The organism is Cytophaga hutchinsonii ATCC 33406 (genome assembly GCF_000014145.1).
Taxonomy (GTDB): Bacteria; Bacteroidota; Bacteroidia; order Cytophagales; family Cytophagaceae; genus Cytophaga; species Cytophaga hutchinsonii.
This window is the reverse complement of the sequence record NC_008255.1, coordinates 2,260,206-2,280,309: the sequence shown is the minus strand read 5'-3', so window position 1 is coordinate 2,280,309 and position 20,104 is coordinate 2,260,206. Positions and strand designations below refer to the sequence as shown.

At 38.0% G+C, this 20,104-nt stretch carries 19 protein-coding genes and 1 tRNA gene; 9 read left to right on the top strand and 11 right to left on the bottom strand.

The features are described from left to right. Positions 1-146: 146 nt before the first annotated feature. The 4 genes from rpsA to CHU_RS09530 all read left to right on the top strand — a co-directional run bounded on the left by rpsA (position 147) and on the right by CHU_RS09530 (position 3,302). Complete coding sequence (rpsA, locus tag CHU_RS09545) at positions 147-1,967, top strand: 30S ribosomal protein S1 (protein WP_011585334.1); 1,821 nt, start codon at positions 147-149, stop codon at positions 1,965-1,967. Between the two features lie 222 nt (positions 1,968-2,189). After that, positions 2,190-2,260, top strand: a tRNA-Cys gene (locus CHU_RS09540). A gap of 216 nt (positions 2,261-2,476) precedes the next feature. Beyond that, complete coding sequence (locus CHU_RS09535; protein ID WP_011585332.1) at positions 2,477-2,911, top strand: PaaI family thioesterase; 435 nt, start codon at positions 2,477-2,479, stop codon at positions 2,909-2,911. Positions 2,912-3,092: 181 nt separating this feature from the next. Then, positions 3,093-3,302 (top strand): hypothetical protein, encoded by a 210-nt coding sequence (locus CHU_RS09530; protein ID WP_011585331.1) that lies wholly within the window; start codon positions 3,093-3,095, stop codon positions 3,300-3,302. A gap of 77 nt (positions 3,303-3,379) precedes the next feature. Here CHU_RS09530 and CHU_RS09525 read toward each other — a convergent pair whose 3' ends face one another. Together CHU_RS09525 and CHU_RS09520 are read right to left on the bottom strand one after the other, a co-directional pair. Further along, on the bottom strand, positions 3,380-4,330 hold the full coding sequence (locus CHU_RS09525; protein WP_011585330.1) for an aldo/keto reductase: 951 nt from the start codon (positions 4,328-4,330) through the stop codon (positions 3,380-3,382). 48 nt (positions 4,331-4,378) lie between these two features. Continuing rightward, positions 4,379-4,606, bottom strand: a complete 228-nt coding sequence (locus CHU_RS09520) for a hypothetical protein (RefSeq protein ID WP_011585329.1) — start codon at positions 4,604-4,606, stop codon at positions 4,379-4,381. A gap of 176 nt (positions 4,607-4,782) precedes the next feature. Between CHU_RS09520 and CHU_RS09515 the strand changes: the two genes are divergently transcribed. Beyond that, entirely contained in the window at positions 4,783-6,084 is a 1,302-nt protein-coding gene (locus tag CHU_RS09515) for a PQQ-dependent sugar dehydrogenase (protein WP_011585327.1), read from the top strand. Positions 6,085-6,164: 80 nt separating this feature from the next. Here the strand turns inward: CHU_RS09515 and CHU_RS09510 are convergent, their stop codons facing one another. Then, a complete protein-coding gene (locus tag CHU_RS09510; RefSeq protein ID WP_041932310.1) occupies positions 6,165-6,599 on the bottom strand; it encodes a carboxymuconolactone decarboxylase family protein in 435 nt (144 codons plus the stop codon). A gap of 62 nt (positions 6,600-6,661) precedes the next feature. After that, positions 6,662-7,237: a Crp/Fnr family transcriptional regulator gene (locus CHU_RS09505; RefSeq protein ID WP_011585325.1), complete on the bottom strand. Its 576-nt coding sequence runs from the start codon at positions 7,235-7,237 to the stop codon at positions 6,662-6,664. 304 nt (positions 7,238-7,541) lie between these two features. Between CHU_RS09505 and CHU_RS09500 the strand changes: the two genes are divergently transcribed. Continuing rightward, complete coding sequence (locus tag CHU_RS09500; RefSeq protein ID WP_011585324.1) at positions 7,542-7,751, top strand: hypothetical protein; 210 nt, start codon at positions 7,542-7,544, stop codon at positions 7,749-7,751. A gap of 87 nt (positions 7,752-7,838) precedes the next feature. On the opposite strand, the gene CHU_RS09495 is transcribed toward CHU_RS09500, so the two are convergent. Further along, positions 7,839-8,483: a hypothetical protein gene (locus tag CHU_RS09495; protein ID WP_011585323.1), complete on the bottom strand. Its 645-nt coding sequence runs from the start codon at positions 8,481-8,483 to the stop codon at positions 7,839-7,841. Between the two features lie 282 nt (positions 8,484-8,765). Here CHU_RS09495 and CHU_RS09490 point away from each other — a divergent pair, with 282 nt between their 5' ends. Next, positions 8,766-9,740 (top strand): deoxyhypusine synthase family protein, encoded by a 975-nt coding sequence (locus CHU_RS09490; RefSeq protein WP_011585322.1) that lies wholly within the window; start codon positions 8,766-8,768, stop codon positions 9,738-9,740. 124 nt (positions 9,741-9,864) lie between these two features. Here the strand turns inward: CHU_RS09490 and CHU_RS09485 are convergent, their stop codons facing one another. After that, positions 9,865-10,374 (bottom strand): YdeI/OmpD-associated family protein, encoded by a 510-nt coding sequence (locus CHU_RS09485; RefSeq protein ID WP_011585321.1) that lies wholly within the window; start codon positions 10,372-10,374, stop codon positions 9,865-9,867. Positions 10,375-10,512: 138 nt separating this feature from the next. Here CHU_RS09485 and CHU_RS09480 point away from each other — a divergent pair, with 138 nt between their 5' ends. Further along, positions 10,513-11,943: an ArnT family glycosyltransferase gene (locus tag CHU_RS09480; RefSeq protein ID WP_011585320.1), complete on the top strand. Its 1,431-nt coding sequence runs from the start codon at positions 10,513-10,515 to the stop codon at positions 11,941-11,943. Positions 11,944-11,975: 32 nt separating this feature from the next. Here CHU_RS09480 and CHU_RS09475 read toward each other — a convergent pair whose 3' ends face one another. The 4 genes from CHU_RS09475 to CHU_RS09460 all read right to left on the bottom strand — a co-directional run bounded on the left by CHU_RS09475 (position 11,976) and on the right by CHU_RS09460 (position 17,517). Further along, on the bottom strand, positions 11,976-12,641 hold the full coding sequence (locus CHU_RS09475; protein WP_011585319.1) for a hypothetical protein: 666 nt from the start codon (positions 12,639-12,641) through the stop codon (positions 11,976-11,978). A gap of 84 nt (positions 12,642-12,725) precedes the next feature. Next, positions 12,726-13,436 (bottom strand): hypothetical protein, encoded by a 711-nt coding sequence (locus CHU_RS09470; protein WP_011585318.1) that lies wholly within the window; start codon positions 13,434-13,436, stop codon positions 12,726-12,728. Between the two features lie 459 nt (positions 13,437-13,895). Further along, complete coding sequence (locus CHU_RS09465; protein ID WP_143144034.1) at positions 13,896-17,063, bottom strand: gliding motility-associated C-terminal domain-containing protein; 3,168 nt, start codon at positions 17,061-17,063, stop codon at positions 13,896-13,898. Between the two features lie 181 nt (positions 17,064-17,244). Then, a complete protein-coding gene (locus CHU_RS09460) occupies positions 17,245-17,517 on the bottom strand; it encodes a hypothetical protein (RefSeq protein WP_041932309.1) in 273 nt (90 codons plus the stop codon). A 271-nt stretch (positions 17,518-17,788) separates the two neighbouring features. On the opposite strand from CHU_RS09460, the gene CHU_RS09455 reads away from it, so the two are divergent. Further along, on the top strand, positions 17,789-19,021 hold the full coding sequence (locus CHU_RS09455; protein ID WP_041932308.1) for an OmpA family protein: 1,233 nt from the start codon (positions 17,789-17,791) through the stop codon (positions 19,019-19,021). Positions 19,022-19,372: 351 nt separating this feature from the next. Here the strand turns inward: CHU_RS09455 and CHU_RS09450 are convergent, their stop codons facing one another. Continuing rightward, the gene (locus tag CHU_RS09450; RefSeq protein WP_011585313.1) at positions 19,373-19,981 is read right to left on the bottom strand and encodes a YceI family protein; all 609 of its coding nucleotides are present in this window, start codon (positions 19,979-19,981) and stop codon (positions 19,373-19,375) included. Positions 19,982-20,104: the final 123 nt, after the last annotated feature.

Sequence of the window (20,104 nt, the reverse complement as noted above, 5' to 3'; positions counted from 1 at the left end):
CCATAAAACATAAAACTTATCACTTAAAACCCAACCTAAATCCTTGGTATAAAAACAATTAATCCGTACATTTGCAGTCCGTTTCAGGTGAAACGGACTGCTTTTAGCAGAAAACAAACAAATTTCAGTCTCTTGCCCGTAGGCTGATGTACAATAGGGTGAATATTATGCTTACTCCAAAACCAGAAGATTTTAACTGGGACTTAGTTGGTGACAAAGGTTTCGGTGGTGGTTACACTGCTGCTGAAAAAGAAAAAATTGCTTCTTTGTATGAAGGTACATTAAGCGAGGTTACTGAGAAACAAGTGTTAAGTGGTACCGTTGTTGGTGTTACTGAACGTGATGTTATCATTAACATTGGTTTTAAATCAGATGGTCTTATTCCACTTTCTGAATTCCGTGATGTAGATGGCGGCGTTAAAGTTGGTGAAGTATACGATGTATTTGTTGAAGATCAGGAAAACGCATCCGGACAATTAGTATTATCCCGTCGTAAAGCCCGTATTGTTAAGGCTTGGGAAAATATTCAAGGTGCTCTTGATAATGATATCATTATTGAAGCGCTTGTTAAGAGAAGAACTAAAGGTGGTTTGATCGTTGATTTATTCGGCGTTGAAGCTTTCTTGCCAGGTTCTCAGATTGATGTTAAACCAATCCGTGACTTTGATATCTTCGTTGGTAAGAAAATGGAAGTTAAGGTTGTTAAAATCAACTATACAAACGATAACGTTGTCGTATCACACAAAGTGTTGATCGAAAAAGATATCGAAAAACAAAAAGCTGTAATCCTGAACAACCTTGAAAAAGGTCAGGTATTAGAAGGTGTGATCAAAAACATGACAAACTTCGGTGTGTTCATCGATTTAGGTGGTGTTGATGGTTTACTGCACATTACAGATATTTCATGGGGCCGCATAAGCCATCCGCAGGAAGTATTGAGCTTAGATCAGAAAGTACAGGTTGTAGTGTTGGATTTCGACGAAGAGAAAAAACGTATCTCTCTTGGTATGAAACAACTTACTTCTCATCCTTGGGATGCGCTTGCTGCTGATGTTGTTGTTGGTTCAAAAATCAAAGGTAAAATTGTTAACGTAGCTGATTACGGTGCATTCCTTGAATTACACCCAGGTGTTGAAGGTTTGATCCACGTATCAGAAATGAGCTGGTCTCAGCACTTACGTAATCCACAAGACTTTATCAAAGTTGGTGATGAATTAGAAACAGTTGTATTGACATTAGATCGTGACGAACGTAAAATGTCTTTAGGTATTAAGCAATTGACAGAAGATCCTTGGACTAAGTCTGATGCGATCTCTAAATATGCTGTTGGTACGAAACACACAGGTTTAGTGCGTAACTTAACAAACTTCGGTTTATTCATCGAATTAGAAGAAGGTATTGATGGTCTTGTTCACGTTTCTGATTTATCATGGACGAAGAAAATCAAACACCCGTCTGAATTTGTTAAGGTTGGTGATAAACTGGATGTAGTTGTATTGGAGTTGGATGTTGAAAACAGAAGACTTGCTTTAGGCCACAAACAATTAGAAGAAAACCCTTGGAATACATTTGAAACAATCTTCACTCCGGGTTCTACTCATACTGCTACACTTATCTCTAAAAACGATAAAGGTGCTGTTCTTGAGTTGCCATATGGTATCGAAGGTTTCGCTATGAACAAACATTTAGTGAAAGCTGATGGTGCAAATGCAGAACAAGGTGAATCATTAGATTTCAAAGTATTGGAGTTCTCTAAAGATGACAAACGTATTGTATTGTCTCATACGAAAACATTCTCTGAAGTAGCTGAAGATGCAGCTGCTCCAGCAGACAAGAAAAAGAAAGCCGCTCCTGCTAAAGGCGCGAAAGCTCCTGCAACTGCGAAAACTCCTGCTGTAGAGAAATCTACATTAGGTGATATCGAAGCACTTTCTAACTTGAAAGATTCAATGGACGGAAAGAAGTAATTCTTTCTTATCTATAAATTAATGTGAAAGTCTCTCTGCCATTGGCGGGGAGACTTTTTTATTCCGTTTTAATATTTTATCAGATATATCAGAAATTATTTATTGACTTAGTATCAATAGCTTATTTAAGAAATTACACGTATTCAGATAAAGCTGTTAAAATCTTTTTGCATTTAGCTTTCTTCTTCGCGCCTTTTTTATAACTTTGCAAACCTTAATCAGGGTTTCGTGGCCGAGTGGCTAGGCAGAGGTCTGCAAAACCTTCTACACCAGTTCGAATCTGGTCGAAACCTCTTAAAGCCTTCAATAGAAATATTGGAGGCTTTTTTATTGTCCGGTTTGCCTAAACATTCACGGATTATCCATACATAGATAGCTTTCGAAATAAAACCTTGAGGTGTAATAAGTCCGTTTTATTTGTATTCCGATGAAAAACCAACCTCTGGACCGCCTTTGAAACATTTTTCAATATATTGTAGTACAATTCATATACCTATTCCATTTCTGACATGAACCCTCGTTTAACCTATATACAAGACCGTATTGGTAAAGTTGTAACAGATAGCCCTTCGGAGATCAGCAACTGGCTTCAGATGACTCCCGTACTTGCAGAGAATGGCAAGATCATCGTTACCGTACCGGTACGTGCTGATATGACCAATATGATGAAAAGCATTCACGGAGGAATTGTTGCAACAATTCTGGATGACCTTTGCGGAACGGTATGTTTGATCTCTGCAGAAGATTTTTTCTATGCTACGGTAACCTTGAATGTAGATTATCTGCGGCCGGCACAAATAGGAGATGTGCTTACGTGTACTGCTGAAGTGGTGCGTCAGGGAAAAAGCATTATAAATGTGCATGCAACATTAGCACTTCCTGATGGTAAGCTTATAGCACGTGCAAGCTCAAATCTGATCAATACACAGGTAAAAACGCATTGAAATTTAATCACATCGAACGAAAATTGTACTTTTATAGCTTTAAGTGGCTAAAATTGATATCTTATGTTAATAAATGTGAATTAATTGTTTACAAATACAACTCTTGATTCAGTATGTCCGTTAGAATCCCTATCAGTAATCTTACTGATAAACCCTTTGTAACATTTTAACGACATTCATCATGGAAGAAATTGAGAAAACCCTTAAGTCTCATACCTGGACAGAAGATGCAAGCATAAAAATTCTGTTAAACAGTAACAGTAAAAGTGTACTTAAGGAAATGCTCCCGATGTTCCGCCGTTACACAGATGCAATTGTTATTCACTATCAAACAGATCTTGTTCCTACAGCTATGATCTGCATCGGAGATAATACAATCTCTTTGGCGTAAACGCAGTATATGTTGGTGTTTTTAGAAGTTAATGCAAGGTACTGATACTAGCCCACGGACTGTACGTATGTTGTGCATTAATTCCATTTAAGTTGTTTACGTTCATTCCAGTATGCTTCTGACGCAACATGAATAGATTTTAATTCTTCCAGTTCTTCTGATTGGAGTGTAAACGTTTCAGCTAATAGATTTTCTTTTAATTGAACAATAGTTGCTGCACCACTTAATACATATAGTGGACGTAAAGCATCTATGCAAAAACGTAAGGCAACAGCATCAACACCTACATGATATTTTCCTGCTAACCGTTCCAATAACGCATATGCAGGAGCATACTGCGGAAAATCTGCACAAGTAAAAATTCTGCCGTTTGCCAGTCCTTCTTTTATAATAATGCGTGCTCCCTGATTTTTTAATAGAGCTACGCTATCGGCAATACTTTGTTCAAAAACATTATAGGTTACCTGAAAAATTGTGAAGAGCGGTTTGCCCTGATTTGTTATTTTAAGGGCTTGTTGAATGGTTGCATTCTGTGTAAGACCGCTTGTTGTCAGCCCTATTTCAATCCCAAATTGTTCCTTCAGTTCAAAGAGTTTATCAAGTACGCCCTGATTGTTGAGTACGCCGCTATCCGATGTAGCTGAGTGGATCTGGTACATATTGAGCGGAGGCAATAATTGCCTGGAATATAACCACTGCTGTTGCAATACATGTAAGGAGTGTTCTTTTACTTCATGCTGGAGCGGATTTTTTTCAAAATTTGCCGTGTAGGTATAGCCCCATTTAGTAGAAACGGTCATATCTTCATGACCTGAACGGCGAAGCCAGTCTATTAAAATTTCTTCTGCAATACCATATCCTGGTGCCGTATCGATATGACGTATACCCATTGCATAGGCAGCGTCCAGAACAGCTGTCGCATGGGCGTGAAGTTCTGCTTTAGTAAGATCTTTCGGACTATCTATTGTTTTGATATTAATGTAGTGCGGGCGGCCAATAGCAGCCATACCTAAAGCAATATATGTCATCTCAATAAATACAAATGAAGAAGATGAAATTAAACTACGTATGTCTTATTATTTTTTCTCTCTGGAACAATTGACCGTACATCCTGGATGCTGGTCCCGAAACTGTTTTTCCATAGCATCGTTATCATCGCCGCAGTTTTTCATTTCGGAAGAGCCTGAGCCAGTACATACGGCTGTACAGGTAACACATTCCTGTTTGTCTTTTTTACATGAAAAAGTAGTCGCGGCACAAACAAGCAAACCTAAAATAATAGATAGAGTCTTTCTGTTTTTCATAAAAAAACTGTAAATTAATAATAGACTGAAACGTCAGCTAAATGTATACTGCATTTAAGATACGTTAATTCATTTAGTTAAACTATATTAACTTTAAAAGAACGTATCTGTATTCTTCATTCTGTTGTGATCAGGAAAAAGTTAATAAAATTTCATTAGTTATTTAAACATTTGGTATGAAACAATTTTTATTTATCAGTATGTGCATGGGAGTATTAGTTTCATGTGCTGAAAAAAAAGAACAGGCAGCTGTATTGGATGATACCATTGCTACGGAAGTTACAGATACTTTTCCGAAGCCATTTGAAACAGAATCTGTCCGTAAATTCAGTAAAGCACTTGGTTGGAAAGAAGGGCAGGCACCAACAGCACCGGCAGGTTTTGTGGTACAAAAATATGCGGATAAACTGGAGAACCCCAGATGGCTGTATGTACTGCCGAATGGCGATGTGTTAGTAGCAGAAGCAGGAACAAAAGGAGCATTGAAAAATGCAGCTTCTTTTATCAGCGGGAATTCGAAATCAAAATTATCTGATGGAAGTGCAGACCGCATTACATTATTCCGGGATACAGACAAAGATGGTATGCCAGATGTGCGGGAAATTTTTCTTGAAAAACTGAACCAGCCTTTGGGAATGTTGCTGATTGAAAACACATTTTACGTAGCCAATACAGACGGTGTAGTTTCGTTTCCATATAAAAAAGGGCAGACTTCGATCACGGCAAAAGCGAAACAGATTACAGACTTGCCCGCTGGCGGGTACAACAATCATTGGACGCGTAACCTGCTTGCCAATAAAGATGAATCTAAAATATATATTACCGTTGGTTCTTCCAGCAATGTTGCAGAACATGGCATGGATGAAGAGCTTATGCGTGCAAATGTACTTGTTATGAATCCGGATGGAAGCGATAAAAAGGTATATGCTTCGGGTTTACGTAATCCGGTAGGGGCAGCCTGGGCGCCGGATACCAAAACATTCTGGACTGTTGTAAACGAACGTGATGGTTTGGGTGATGAACTTGTTCCGGATTATTTAACAAGCGTACAGGAAGGTGGATTTTATGGCTGGCCATATTCGTATTGGGGACAGCATGCAGACCCGAGACTGGAAGGAAAAGGAATGGATCTGGTAAAGAAAGCAATAGTGCCGGATGTTGCATTGGGCGCACATACCGCTTCGCTGGGCTTAGCCTTTTATGATCAGAAAGCTTTTCCTGAAAAATATCACAACGGTGCCTTTATCGGGCAGCATGGTTCGTGGAACCGTTCGGTATTTTCAGGATATAAAGTTGTATTTGTTCCCTTCAAAAACGGCAAGCCTTTAGGTGCTCCTGAAGACTTTTTAACAGGCTTTATTGCTAATGCAGATGAAGTATATGGCAGACCTGTTGGCATTACGGTATTACCTGACGGTTCTATCCTGGTAGCAGATGATGCAGCTAACACGATATGGAAAATCAGCGTTGCGAAATAAGCATTCAATAAATAATAACAAACATGCCGCGGGGAAATCATTTTCCGCGGCATGTTTGTTTAAAAGCAACAGGCTTGTTTTTAGATTGCAAGATTGGTACTTACTGCAATCCGGTTCCAGCCATTAATGGCAACAATGGCCATAATAGCTTGCGCAACATAATTTTCGCCCAGCAGTTCTACAGCTTTTTTATATACCGCATCTGAAAGACCGTGTTCGCTGATCCGTGTAACTTCTTCTGTTAAGGCAAGAATGCTTTTTTCATCTTCAGTAAAAAGGTTTGTATCTTTCCATGCACTTAATAAAAATATACGCTGCTGTGTTATTCCGTTATTCAGCGCTTCTTTGGTATGCATGTTCAGGCAATGTGCACAGCCATTGATCTGTGATGCGCGGATGGAGATAAAATGTTTGTGCACGTTACTGAGTGCGGTAGTCTGAAGATAACCAACAATACCCATCATTGCCTTGTATGCATTAGGTTCTAATGCTTCTACGTTTAATCGTTTTTCCATATTATGTTTCTTTAGTATGAAACAAAAGTAGGGCATGCATGTCACGAAAAACTTAAACTGGTTTAAGAAATGTATTTTTTGCGGATCTCACTCAAATATTCAGGTGTAAATCCTAAGTATGATGCTAATAAATATTGTGGAACGCGTTGAATGAATTCTGGGAATCGGCTACTGAAATTGTGATATTGTTCTTCTTTGGAATACATATGCTGAAACTTGGAACGCAACTGTGCCGCTGCAAATGATTTTTGATATACCAGCCGGAAATAACGTTCCAGTGCAGGTATTCTTTCGAATAAATTTTCCTGTTCAGTATACGTAATGCTCAATAGCTCACAGTTCTCTACTGACTGAATATAAAAATCAGCCGGTTGTTGTTTTTGAAACGCCATGTAATCAGAAAGCCACCAGTTTTCGATTGCAAATTGTGTTGTTTGTTCAATACCTTTTTCATCAATAAAAAATAAACGCAGGCAGCCTTTCACAACAAAATAATTTATCCGGCATATTTCACCCGTCTTTAATAAGGTTTCTTTTTTTCTTACTTTTTTTAATTGAAAAAAGGCAGAAAGTGTACCCGCATCTTCATCAGTTAAAAAAATAAATTTTCGTATATGATTGATCAGTGCAGTATGCATGAACTATGTAGGATGATTTAAAATTCAATCTATTAAATAATGATTCATTTTAAAAACTGCTTTATTCATTCTCTTCAATTGAAATAGTAAAGAGAATGTAAATGCGTACATTTTTTTGATACAAAGGAATGTAATTATTCCGTTGAAGTTATTGTGTAATGGGGATAACTTTTTTTACTTACCTGATAACCCTGATCAATACTATCCGTTACTATACCCAGGCAGACGAAAGGGATAGTATCTGTAATCATATGTAATTATAGTAATGGATTTATATATGTTAACGTTTTAAAAACAGTAAAATATGGAACAGGTTGAAAAGGAATTGAAGTCGTTTAAATGGACAAATGAATCTTTTGTTGAAGTGCTTTTGAACAGCAACAATAAAGAAAGTTTAACAGATATTCTGAAACTTATCAGGAGGTATACCAGTGCCGTTGTTATTCATTATTCAGTGGATCTGGATTCAAAAGCTAAGATCAGCATAGGGGCAAAAACAATTGCAGTAGCTTAACGCATACAAGGCTAAGAGTGGGAATAAAGCAAGGATCACCTGCCAGATGTGTTCCTTGTTTTTTTGAAAATTATTATCTGCTTACTATTATTTTATTCCGAACATTTCCTTCATCGCATTCCACAAATTACTTTTTAATGCAACGGTTGTTTCAAGTTTAGCCAGAGAATCGGCTAACAGCATAATGGTTGAGTTGTGTTTCTGAATCGAATATAGATCCTTTGTCATCCGAGGCTCAAACGCATCGGTAGGCAAACCGAACGATAAAACGATACGCGGTTTCAGTGTTTCAATTTCTTTTAATGAAACAGGAGCAGAGACCTGTAATACACCGCATTCATTGTAATCCAGCTGAACAGCTTTAACGATCTTTCCCAGCATTTCCTGCTGTGCGGGAGTCATGGTGTAAGATACGTGCATCAAAATTAAAATACCGTTGCTGTACTTACCTGCAGGTTTCAATACGGCAGTAGCTGCTGCAACAGGAGCAGGCTGTTGGTTAGGTGTTGCAGAAGCAGGCGTAGGTATTGAAGGTATTTTCGGTAACGCCGGAGTAGCCGTTGTAACAGGAGTAGGTTTAATATCTGCGGGAGCTGCTTTCACAGGTTCCGAAGATGCCGTTTTAGCAGTTTCTTCAGGAATAACGGCAGTTACACCGTTCGGGTCTGTAATGATATACAAGGTATCTGAAAATATGTCTTTCCAGTTTTCCGGGTTGATTCTTCCTTCCATAAACGAATTCACCAATGCATGGATATTGGTAGCTACAAATTACGAAAAGCAATGAAATTATGATTCGCCCCGGTGAAAGGAGTTATGAATTAATTCTCAACATATTTTCTGAATCGTGTTTAATCGTTCAATCCTGAAAGTTATTATTCAAACGGATGGAGGTAGACCTTCTCATTTTCAAGGGGATAATAATTAAATAATATGGGATTTTACACAGGTTTATAAGTTTTCAATAGAATGATGTAACTTGCAGGCTATTATTCTATTTAACATTTAATAAATATGTCAAAGGGACCTATTTCTACGTTTATTCAGGAGCATTATCTGCATTTTAACTCTGCAGCATTGGTTGATGCAGCCAAAGGATATGAAACGCACTTATTAGAAGGCGGAAAGATGATGATTACATTGGCTGGTGCAATGAGTACGGCTGAGTTGGGAAAATCATTGGCCGAGATGATCCGCCAGGATAAAGTGCAGATCATTTCCTGTACAGGTGCCAACCTGGAAGAGGATATCATGAACCTTGTAGCGCACTCGCACTACAAACGCGTTCCACATTACAGAGACTTAAGTCCGCAGGACGAGTGGGATCTATTGGAAAACCACTATAACCGTGTTACAGATACATGTATTCCGGAAGAAGAAGCTTTCAGAAGATTACAAAAACATTTATATAAAGTTTGGAACGATGCAGACTCAACAGGGGAGCGTTATTTCCCGCATGAGTTTATGTACAAAATGCTGTTAAGCAAAGAGCTGGAACAGTATTATGAAATTGATCCGAAAAACTCCTGGATGCTTGCAGCAGCAGAGAAAAACCTTCCGATCATTGTTCCGGGCTGGGAAGATTCTACCATGGGTAATATCTTCGCTTCATACTGTATCAAAGGACAGTTTAAGCCAACAACCATGAAGTCTGGTATTGAATACATGATGTGGCTTTCTGACTGGTATGTAAAGAATTCTGAGGGTAAAGGCGTAGGTTTCTTCCAGATTGGCGGCGGTATAGCCGGTGATTTCCCGATCTGTGTAGTGCCCATGTTGTATCAGGATATGGAAATGGAAAACATTCCATTCTGGAGTTATTTCTGCCAGATCTCTGATTCTACAACATCATATGGTTCGTATTCAGGAGCAGTTCCGAATGAAAAAATTACCTGGGGTAAATTAGATATTCATACGCCGAAGTTTATCGTTGAGTCAGATGCTACCATTGTGGTACCATTGATTTTTGCGTATTTACTGGGCTGGTAATTTTAAGTTTTAAGTAAAAAGGTTTTAAGTGTTAAGTCCGAGAACGGGCTTAACATTTTTTTTGCTAGATCATTTTTGTATAAGTGTATCAATGAAAAAAATCATAGAACTTAAAACCTATTACTTAAAACTTATTTCCCTTATTCATCCGCATCATTTCCGAATAGCCCAATTCCATGCTTAATGCCTGAATGGATTGTGTAATGCGTTTTGATTTTGTTAGTTCTGTTTTTGCAGCATCGATCCATTTCGAAAAATAATTCTGGTGCGATCTTGTAAGGCTTTTAAAATAAGCATACGCACGCGGTACATCTTCCAGGCACAGAATAAAATCTGAATTTAATATGTATTCTTTCGGATCAATTTCAATGCGTACCGTTAATGTACTTCCGGTTGCCTTATGAGTACCTTTACGCATGGTTGCATTGATAGGCATAATAAATTCTCCGCCACCAACGGGAATAAGTGACACACCTTCAATCGGAAAGTTATCTAACGCACCTTTTACACGAAAGCCTTTTTTGTTTCCGGGTTCCAGTGCTTCTGAAACATCTATGGGAATGTAGATAAAACTCCAGCCAGTTTTCTCTGCATTCTTTTCATATTTATGAATAACTGCTTTAAACGTGAACATACGAATACATCAATCAGACGGAAATATACGTGTATCACTTTTGAAAAAAAAGTACGGGTAAGTAAGCACTACTAATTTTGCTGCAATAATATTATCTTGGGCTATTGTATCCATTCAAAAGAACGTGAACGTAAAGAGATGAACAGGTTTGTTAAAATTACAGGAGTCATTGCTGTTACATTTCTGATGGCTTTACCTATGTGTTATCAGGCCTGTAAAAATAAGCTATTTGTATTTGATGAAAGCTATTATTTTATTCAGGCATACGAGCTGGGAGAGCACGGACGTTTTTTTATAGACTTTGATCCAACCGTAAAACTCCGGAATACAAAACCATATCTTTTTTCAGCCGTGCAGATACTGTTAGGTAAAACCATTGGCTGGAACGAATGGAGCTTAAGACTTCCCGTGATTGCTTGTGCAATTGCGCTGGTCTGGTTGATTTTTATTTTTATTCAAAAAATATTTAATAATACCTTATGGGCATTGTGTTCGGCAACGTTATTATTGGTAATGCCTTATTATATCTGTCCGCATATGGCCTTCACCGGTGATCATGATGTACCGCTTATATTTTTTACAACCGCTTTTATTTTATTTTTTTATTTGTTTCTAACCGCAACCGATACAAAAAAGGAGAACGTACATATTGTATATATATGTGCAGCTGCAACAGCATCCATACTTATCAAAGGCTGGATGATTGTGTTTTTTCTTCCGTTCTGTCTGCTCTTTTTGTTCGTTTTTAAAAAGCAAAAACGATTATTTTTTAATAAGAACTTCTGGATCAGTATAACTTTTGTATTTACTGCATTGGCCGCATGGTATCTGGGCAGGGAGTATGTTGATCCCGGATATTTGGATGCTGTGTGGAAGTATGAAATAGGAAGGTATAACGGCATTCAGAGTGTTAATCCGGAATGGGAGTATTATTGGCGTATGTTGTTTTATGAGCAGGTACAATACTGGCTGTTGTTCTTGGTTGTTGTTGTATACATGCTGCTTATTGATAAAACACTTCCTTACAGAGCTTTTTTATATTACATCATCACCGTTAGTACCGGGTTTCTTTTCATCTTATCTTTTTCGAATGTGAAACTGCTGTGGTATGACGCAGCGGTGCTGCCGCTTATGTCAATTGTACTGGGGGCTGGAATTTCTTACAGCATCAGGTATATAAGCGCGCGTATATTTGATGATAAAGAATGGATGATGTTTGTGCTGTATGCATTGGCATTTATATTTTTTTACATACAGATTTTTTACCGGAATTTTTCACGGGCGCTTCCAGAAGAGTATGGTACCTTTATGATGCATAAACACACAAACGAGTCATATACGGTTGTACCCACAAAATATAATCCGCATGTACTTTTTTATAATCAACTTTCGCAGAAAAGGTTTGATGTTACACATCCCATAAAAACAAAGCATGCAGCTTTTCAGGCAAGCGAAAAAATGCTGGTATGTGAACCTTTTGTAATGCTTGAAATAGACAGGAAGTATGAATATATAGTATTGGATTCAACACGTTCATGTACATTAATAGAAATAAAAAAGTCACGCTGAAAGGCGTGACTTTTTTTATGATACTGTCCGTATTATTCCGGTGAACCTGTACGATATACTACTTCGTATGGATTTACCGATATAGATCCGGTGATTGTTGCATTGTTTCCGGAAGAATTATCTCTGGAATCAAGGATAAGACTGTAATCAAAGTTTACATTGCCTGTACTTGTAATCTTTAAATTATCAAGTTCAAGCTCTGTATTTTTCGAGTAATAGTCTGTAAGCGATACTCTGGCAGGGATAAAGGGAGAACCTGAATAGCATGTGCCAAAATAGAAATTGTCAATAGCGCTGCCTGTTTGTTTGCTATAGGTTTTAACTGTAGCATATTCACCAAATCCTTCTGTAACCGATCCGTTTTGTCCCGCATAGGTAAGAATCCTGAACTCTAATTTTATGTAAGATTCTCCGGTTGAATCATAACGTGTGATGTTATAATGTTTATACCCATCTGAATCTACTGTTAAGAAATTATCTGAAGGTTCTTTCAGATATTCGTATTTGAACGGAATATCAAAAGAACTTTCATCACTTTTTGTTCCTTCTAATGAGCCTGAAATAAATCCGTCTTTTGATAATTTTGAACCAGACCCGGAAGGGCCGGGCTCACCTTTTTCGCCTTTTCTGCATCCAAATAATACTGTTCCAAAAACAATTGCCAGTACTACTCCGAAAGAAAAATATTTTTTATTCATGAGTGATATATGAGTTTTAGAGTAAGAATTAATATCTCCTTAAACGTATAAAATTTTATGCTTTACCGTTGAGGATTTATCTGCTTATTCTGCCGTTCCTTTTCTATATGACACATTATAAGGAGTTGCATTAAGCTTTCCACTCATTGTGATAAAGTTTCCTGTTGAATTTCTATCTTCTGATAATTCAATGTCGTAATCAAAACTTATTAATCCGGTAGCCTCATTTATTACAAGATTATCGTATGAAATTCTGCTGTCGCCGCTTGAATACTGATCTAAATAAACAGACTCAACATCAAACGGATTGTAGTAATCAGATACAGTAGCGAAGTAGAACAGTTTGTTGCCAGTCTGTTTTTTATTTGATACGATTGTCACATATACGTCAGATAGTTCAGGTACCAGTTCTGCACTTCTGCTTGTACTTCCTGTTTTGAAACTATTCGGATCATAATAATACACTGAAAACTCAAATGTTATATAAGAGTTGCCAGTAGAATCATATCGGGTAACGCTGTAAACATTGCGGGTACCGTCAAAATTTTCTTCCGTATTTCTGTTGTCTGAAGCGCTTTTGTAGTATTGATAATCTACTTTTAAGCTAAAGGAAGAATCATTCAAACGTGTTACACCATCAATCGTACCGGAGATTGAGCCTCCTTTGTAGGCAGGAGTCGTAGAGCTTGAGCCTGCTGGTCCGGGTTCACCTTTTTCACCTTTCCGGCAGCTTGTAGATAACGTTGCAAAAACTATTGTAAGAATAATTGCAAAGGAAAAAAACTTCTTGTTCATGTCGTTATTTTTTATAATAAGTTGATATGTTAATTGGGTACAAGTTACTATTTTACCTAATAAATAGTAGTATTTTATATGAAAAAAATAATATAACGCATTGTGATATAATTAATTAAAATAATTATAAAATTAATGCAATTACTGATTGCTTGGTATTTATATATAAGTGCATTGAAATAATTATATATTGATTTGTATCCAGTTTCAGGTATGCCTGTAGAGGGTTATTTGACTGAGAATTCCAATCAGTCAGCAGCTATTGTGGGGTAGTATTTTGCAAAAAACAGAAAATACAAAGGACGTATTTTCAAACAGAACAAATACAGCATAGAATATCGGAAAATATATTCCGCATACAGAATTATAGCATGCAGATAACGGATTGAAATAAAAAAGTCCCCGCTCTATATAAGCAAGGACTTTTTTATGTAATAGGGATGTATGATCTGTTATTTCTTATCTGTTTACATTTCCTAAGATCTGCAGCCAGCTTTTATGTACTTCGCCACCACAGCCGGCTTTTAAATAATAGTAGTACATACCGTCTGTTATTCCCTGTGCTTTCCAGTCATTGCCATAATTATCGGAATGAAAGACTTCATTTCCCCACGAGTTATAAATTTTTAACACGGAGTTTTCAGCCAACATGTTACGGTTTGTATTGTTTGCTTCTCTGATCTTAAGTACGTCATTCATATTGTCGCCATTAGGTGTGATCAAATTGGGGACAGTTAATTTTTGATGCGCAATTGAAATGATTTTTGCTGAATCCAGATCCGTAGCACAGATTTCATTCATATTATCTTTAACATACACATAATACGTTTCTTCCACATCACCCGTAACGATGGTATAATCAGATGAGGTTGTTTCTGTAACTGAGAATTGGCCTTTTTTCACCCAGTAGTAGGTATACGATCCGGAATTGCCTGGTGAAACAGAAAGTGACACATCCAGCGTTCGTTCAGAACCGATACAGATTGTATCCAATGGTTGAGAAATCGAACGGATGGTAAACCCGCTTTTGCTTACTGTAACCGTTACAATATCGGTTGTTGGTAAGCCGCAGCCTCCGGAAATCTCATACATAAAATCATAGGAATGATTTAGTTTTAGTTTGTCTGCAAACGCTGTGCTTGGAGGCGTAAATGTAAGTACCAGATCCGGATCAGTTGTTACAGCAGTCCATTTTCCTGTTTGTGCCGGATCTACAGGTATATTACCCACAAGTGTTGCAGATGTTCCGCAGATAGTCCTATCATTTCCTGCAAAAGGCTGTTCGTTGGCAACAGAGATCTTCAATGTATCTCTCATGGATGCAGTACATCCGTTTTTCGTTTCTGTTACCTCTACGATACTTTCTGCTGTTCCTGCATCTGTTGTCAGCTGGTAGGTATTATCCCCGGAGGAAATTGTGATGTCACCTGCAACTACAGTCCACTGGTAAGTGCTTCCTGTAGCTGTATTGTCAGGTGTTGCAGTAAATGTAATTCCGGTTGTGCCCGGGCAGGCAGCTGACTGAGCTGTTATAACCGGAGGTGTCATCATGGTAGTTGAAACAATAACCGTATCATTTACAGAACCCGCTGCGTTTGTAACTATCCATATTAATTTTGCTGTATCGCCGGAGAACGTTACTGTTGCCGTAGGGCTTGAAGCCGGTACAACTGTTCCTGTACTGCCTGCAGCAAATTTCCATTCACCTGTTTCATCTGTTCCTAAAGAAGCATGTAGTTGTGTGGTACGTGTATTACACAATGTAATGTCATTACCTGCATCCGGTACCGGAAGAGGAGGAAGCGGTGCACACGATTTGAAGGTAGCCGTTACCGGTACACGTGCACAGGCAGTACCGGCAGTTACTACCCAACGGAACATACCAGGAATAGAATTGGGATTATTATTATTTCCTGTGAATCTAACCACCTCTGCGAATGTTTGAGGATAACTCATGCCACTGCCGTACCAGCCCATTGGTGTACTGGTTCCAGTATATTTTAAGATGTATCCCGTACCACCCGGAACAGAAATGTTAACCGGTACTTTGAATCTTGCCGTTCCCATAGTACAGCCGCTTACAGGCGTGGTCCAGGTGGCAGAGCCAACAACATTTCCGGACGCATCCAGTACTTGCAGGCCAATATTAAATGTACTCGGGCAATAGTAAACAATTAAATCTACATACACAGAATCAATGGTGATTGCAGTCAATGCATCAAATTTCAATTCTGTATCAGCCTGAACACTTCTTGGATCTGCAGCTGGTAAATTATTGCTGGTAAGCGGCAATCCAATTGCAGTTCTGAACGAAGCTGTGTCCTGAACATAGAAGGTATAATTACTTGTTGGTGCAGCCATAAATGTATAAGAACTGGTTCCTTTCGTTACAAGGTCTGCATCGCTGGTACCTGTTGGCGTTGACCACCATTTGTATTTTCCGCTGTTATCCGGAGACACGCTTAAGGTAATATCACCCGGGTCGCAATACACGGCATTTGTCGCCACAGGTGCTTTGGTCGTGATGATAACTTCGTCTGTTTGCAGGCCACACGAAGGATCACGTACTTCAACGCGGTAGGTACCGGGTGTATTCACAAAATACGTTTTTTTCGTATTGTCACCGGCTGCTTCAATCGGATAGTTTTTAAACCACTTATAGGTAACGCCAACGCCTGCAAAGCCGGCATCAAGGGTTACGGCTGCAGGATCACACAGTTCCATGTCCGGCCCCAAGTCAATGGAATAGGTATTGGTAATAACAATAAGATCTGATTTTGTACAGGAACCATTATCGCTTACACAAACGGAATATGTTCCTGGTGCTGTAACCAGACGTTTGTAACCTGTTGAACCATCGTCCCAACGGATAAGCGTGGTGCTGTTGTGCGGCACACCTGCATCTAACTCAATACCACTTCCTCCTAAGCCGCAAAGTGTGCGGTCAGCGCCCAGATCTGGCTGTGGGCCAGCCGAACCGTATGCACAGCCGGGAATAAAAGCAATATCATCAATGGCGAAATCTACTTCGGTATCACAGCCTTGTGTTGTATTGTTAGCAATTGTAATATCAACCGGACCGGAAAAGCTGCCGCTGTTCCATGTTGCTTCTACAAACTGCCATACATGACCGGTAGCAGGCGCTGTTACAATTGTTCCCAAAGATGCATTGTTAACTTTGAAGTCAAGGCTGCCTGGAAAATTCGGGTTATTTTTTAATGAAGAAATCCATACACTGAAATAGTAGTTTGTGTTAGGAGTGATTGTAACCGTTTGGCGCCATAATGTAACACCAGGCTTACAGATTCCATCTACCATCAACATCATATTATCTGAAGATGCAGAATGGTCATCATAATCATCAAAACCATCGTGATTAAAATGATCGGCTGAAGAACCTGCATAAATATAGCCCGGACCGGAATAGCCTTGGGGAGTAGATCCAAATCTTATGTATCCATTTGTTCCGGTTGGGTCGGCATCGTAAGACCAGCCATCATAACCATCCGAAAAATCTCCGTTGACAACTAAGTTCTGTCCATTTGTTAAATCAGCAGGACATATCAGTTGAGCATAAACATCGAAAATTGAATAGGCTAATAATAAAGCAAGAAAGATTTTTTTCATTTTGTATAGAATGAATTTAACATGTGTTAAACCCATATACTTTATATACAGAAAAAAGTTGCTTTAATGCAATAAATGTCGATAAAAGCTATAAAAAATAATCGCTTTCATGCTGATTTTAGAAGTATTATTCAATATTTTGAATGATTGACCAAGGACTGGAAAAATATAATTAATCCGGTTATGAATTATTTGCAAGGAAGCCGTTTAACTTATTTTCGATTAAACTGCAGCTCACCAGAAAAGGTTTTTCTTCAATATGAAAATGTATTTTTTCGCCTTCGATTACATATCTCCCTGTAACTGCCCCAAGCGGTGTTGGCAGGGCAAAACCACCCTTTGATGCATTCCCTTCAAATTGGGCATTTTCTGCTTTCAGGATAGCTTGTTTAGCCCTGTTAATAACTGTTTCAGCGCTTTCTTTAATTATGATTGTAAAATTACACGCACCCATAACACGTTGTTGAATTTTTAATGATTGACAAGTTAACAATTCTAATTTGTATTTATTATTAATTACTTTTCTAAAGGTGATTTCAGGGAAATATGTAATTAAAAACCTGCTTGTTAGTTGGTAATTATTTTTTACTTTATCAATTAAAGCAGACTTTTTTACATGAATTGTGCACTTTAACAATTAAAATTCTATCTTTATTGAACAAATAGAATATTCAATATTTAGAATGAAGATTCGGTCAATACTCGTTACAGGTATTATATCAATAATGATAACTAATGCATCTTTTGCGCAGAAAATTGCCGCAGGCTGGGTGTATACGTATTCATTTGATGGGAATGCCTATGATGTAGGGCCTAACAGACTTCACGGACAAATGATTGGTGGAGTGGAGGCAGCTTCAGACAGGTTCGGGAGAGAAAATAAAGCGCTTCATTTTAATGGATCAGACGGTTTTATCCGCATTCCTTTTTCGGCCAATCAAAACCTACCTGTAAGTAATTTTGCTTTTACCGTTTGGGTATATGTGGATAAATACAATGATTCTCCGTATTGGGAAAATTTAAAAACAAGCAATTATTCACCGATTTTCTGTAAAACAGAAACAGCAACGAATTTTCAATACCGCTTTGGTGCCAGCGATAAAGGCTTTTATTTTGATGGCGGGGAAGAAGGAAATTCAAAAGGTATATACACAAGTAACGGTGTAACCTTGATGCCTGGTAAATGGAATATGATCGCTGTATCCTTTAACGGGTATGTAGCTAAATACTTTTTGAATGGACGATTAATCGCTTGTGAAAATGTTGCCGCACATTTTGTTTCAAATAATCAGCCATTAATTGTAGGATGTGATTTCCCTGGTCAGGCAAGCTATTTTGCCGGTAAGATGGACGATTTCAGTATCTGGGACAAGTTTATTTCGGAAGAAGAAGTGAAACAAATTTATGCTGTACAATCTAAATATCCATTTAATCCGCCTCCGATAACCGTACCTGCTGTTGTACAGGATGAGCCGGTTAAGCCAGCAGTTATTGAGAATACAACAGTTGTTTCAACAACAACTATCCTGCAGCCAGCAGATACATCTAAACAAATAAAAACCACAAAAACAGAAATCAAACCCAAAGATGAATCTGTTTTTGATGTTAAAAAAGGGGATAAGATTGTATTGAAACACGTACTATTTGTGCAAAGTAAAGATGATTTTTTACCTGAATCGTATGCAGAGCTGGATCGTTTGGTAGCAACAATGAATCAGCATCCCCAAATAACGATTGAAGTTTCCGGCCATACCGATAATCAGGGAAACAGAGACTTGAATCTGAAACTTTCAGAAGAACGTGCCATCAAAGTAAAAGATTATCTGGTAAGCCGCGGTATAGAAGCGAAAAGAATTAATGTAAAAGGGTATGGGCCGGATAAACCGATCAGTGCCAATGATACAGAAGAACACAGAAGATTAAACAGAAGAGTAGAGTTTGAGATTATTCAAATGTAAGTAAGCACTCCGTTCACGATACAAAAAACTTCAGGTAACACTGAAGTTTTTTTTTGCCCGGCACATTCGTTCTTATGGCTGCTTCATTACACATGAAGTAAACACATGTATCCATAGGTAGTATGAATTTTTAGAGCAATTATACGTTGGGTATATAAGCTTGCAATATGTTCCGCATAGGGTTAATTCAGCAAACCATGTATTGAAGGTATCGATTGTATATCCGAAACAATGTAAAGAATCGTACGTTTTGTTTTAAAAAAAGAAGCCGTTGAATAATGAAAAAAAAGAAGTCCCGCTGCTAAGCGGGACTTTCTTGAAAATAAACCATGAATTAGAAATTCATGAAAATTATTTTTTACCAACTAATGTGATATCTAATTTGATGTCATCAGAAAGAACCATGTCGTTAGCTGCTTTGTAAGCTGCGCCATATTTCTGACGGTTGAACACTAATTTACCAGTAGCTTTAACACCACCAACTGTATCAACAACGATATCTGTAACTGTTTCAGAATTTGTTTTGCCACGTAATGTTAAATCACCTGTAGCAGTGTTTCCAGAAACAGATTTGATAACGAAAGAAGCTGTAGGGAATGAATCAACGGCAAAGAAATCTGCATTGCTCAAGTGACCTACTAAGTAACCTTTTGGATGTTCTTTGCTGTAGTTGCTGTCTGTAGGAACGATTGATTTCATATCTGCAGTAAATGTACCGCCAGTTACCTGTAAACCTTTAACAGTGAAAGAACCTTCAGAGATTGTTAAATCACCAAAGTGTTTGTGCATTTTCAACATTTGACCTTCCCAGAAGATGTTAGATGCAGCTGAATCAACAGCATAAGTAGCTTCAGTACCTAATGAATCAACAGCAGTTGCTGTTTCAGCAGGTTTTTCAGAGTTACAAGAGAACATAATTGCAGCTAATACTGCGCCAGAAAGAAGTAATTTAATTTTCATATTTGTGTTAGATATTTGTTAGAAAGGTGTAATAATACGTGTTTGAACATTTAATCTGCAATTTTAACAAAGAGATTCTGTAATTGCAAATATATATTATTAATAATTGATTACTAATAACTT

Excerpts from the sequence above, each read along its gene's own strand:
- rpsA (WP_011585334.1), top strand. The coding sequence starts at position 147 with ATGTACAATAGGGTGAATATTATGCTTACTCCAAAACCAGAAGATTTT.
- CHU_RS09535 (WP_011585332.1), top strand. The coding sequence starts at position 2,477 with ATGAACCCTCGTTTAACCTATATACAAGACCGTATTGGTAAAGTTGTA.
- CHU_RS09530 (WP_011585331.1), top strand. The coding sequence starts at position 3,093 with ATGGAAGAAATTGAGAAAACCCTTAAGTCTCATACCTGGACAGAAGAT.
- CHU_RS09525 (WP_011585330.1), bottom strand. The coding sequence starts at position 4,330 with ATGACATATATTGCTTTAGGTATGGCTGCTATTGGCCGCCCGCACTAC.
- CHU_RS09520 (WP_011585329.1), bottom strand. The coding sequence starts at position 4,606 with ATGAAAAACAGAAAGACTCTATCTATTATTTTAGGTTTGCTTGTTTGT.
- CHU_RS09515 (WP_011585327.1), top strand. The coding sequence starts at position 4,783 with ATGAAACAATTTTTATTTATCAGTATGTGCATGGGAGTATTAGTTTCA.
- CHU_RS09510 (WP_041932310.1), bottom strand. The coding sequence starts at position 6,599 with ATGGAAAAACGATTAAACGTAGAAGCATTAGAACCTAATGCATACAAG.
- CHU_RS09505 (WP_011585325.1), bottom strand. The coding sequence starts at position 7,237 with ATGCATACTGCACTGATCAATCATATACGAAAATTTATTTTTTTAACT.
- CHU_RS09500 (WP_011585324.1), top strand. The coding sequence starts at position 7,542 with ATGGAACAGGTTGAAAAGGAATTGAAGTCGTTTAAATGGACAAATGAA.
- CHU_RS09495 (WP_011585323.1), bottom strand. The coding sequence starts at position 8,483 with ATGGAAGGAAGAATCAACCCGGAAAACTGGAAAGACATATTTTCAGAT.
- CHU_RS09490 (WP_011585322.1), top strand. The coding sequence starts at position 8,766 with ATGTCAAAGGGACCTATTTCTACGTTTATTCAGGAGCATTATCTGCAT.
- CHU_RS09485 (WP_011585321.1), bottom strand. The coding sequence starts at position 10,374 with ATGTTCACGTTTAAAGCAGTTATTCATAAATATGAAAAGAATGCAGAG.
- CHU_RS09480 (WP_011585320.1), top strand. The coding sequence starts at position 10,513 with ATGAACAGGTTTGTTAAAATTACAGGAGTCATTGCTGTTACATTTCTG.
- CHU_RS09475 (WP_011585319.1), bottom strand. The coding sequence starts at position 12,641 with ATGAATAAAAAATATTTTTCTTTCGGAGTAGTACTGGCAATTGTTTTT.
- CHU_RS09470 (WP_011585318.1), bottom strand. The coding sequence starts at position 13,436 with ATGAACAAGAAGTTTTTTTCCTTTGCAATTATTCTTACAATAGTTTTT.
- CHU_RS09465 (WP_143144034.1), bottom strand. The coding sequence starts at position 17,063 with ATGAAAAAAATCTTTCTTGCTTTATTATTAGCCTATTCAATTTTCGAT.
- CHU_RS09460 (WP_041932309.1), bottom strand. The coding sequence starts at position 17,517 with ATGGGTGCGTGTAATTTTACAATCATAATTAAAGAAAGCGCTGAAACA.
- CHU_RS09455 (WP_041932308.1), top strand. The coding sequence starts at position 17,789 with ATGATAACTAATGCATCTTTTGCGCAGAAAATTGCCGCAGGCTGGGTG.
- CHU_RS09450 (WP_011585313.1), bottom strand. The coding sequence starts at position 19,981 with ATGAAAATTAAATTACTTCTTTCTGGCGCAGTATTAGCTGCAATTATG.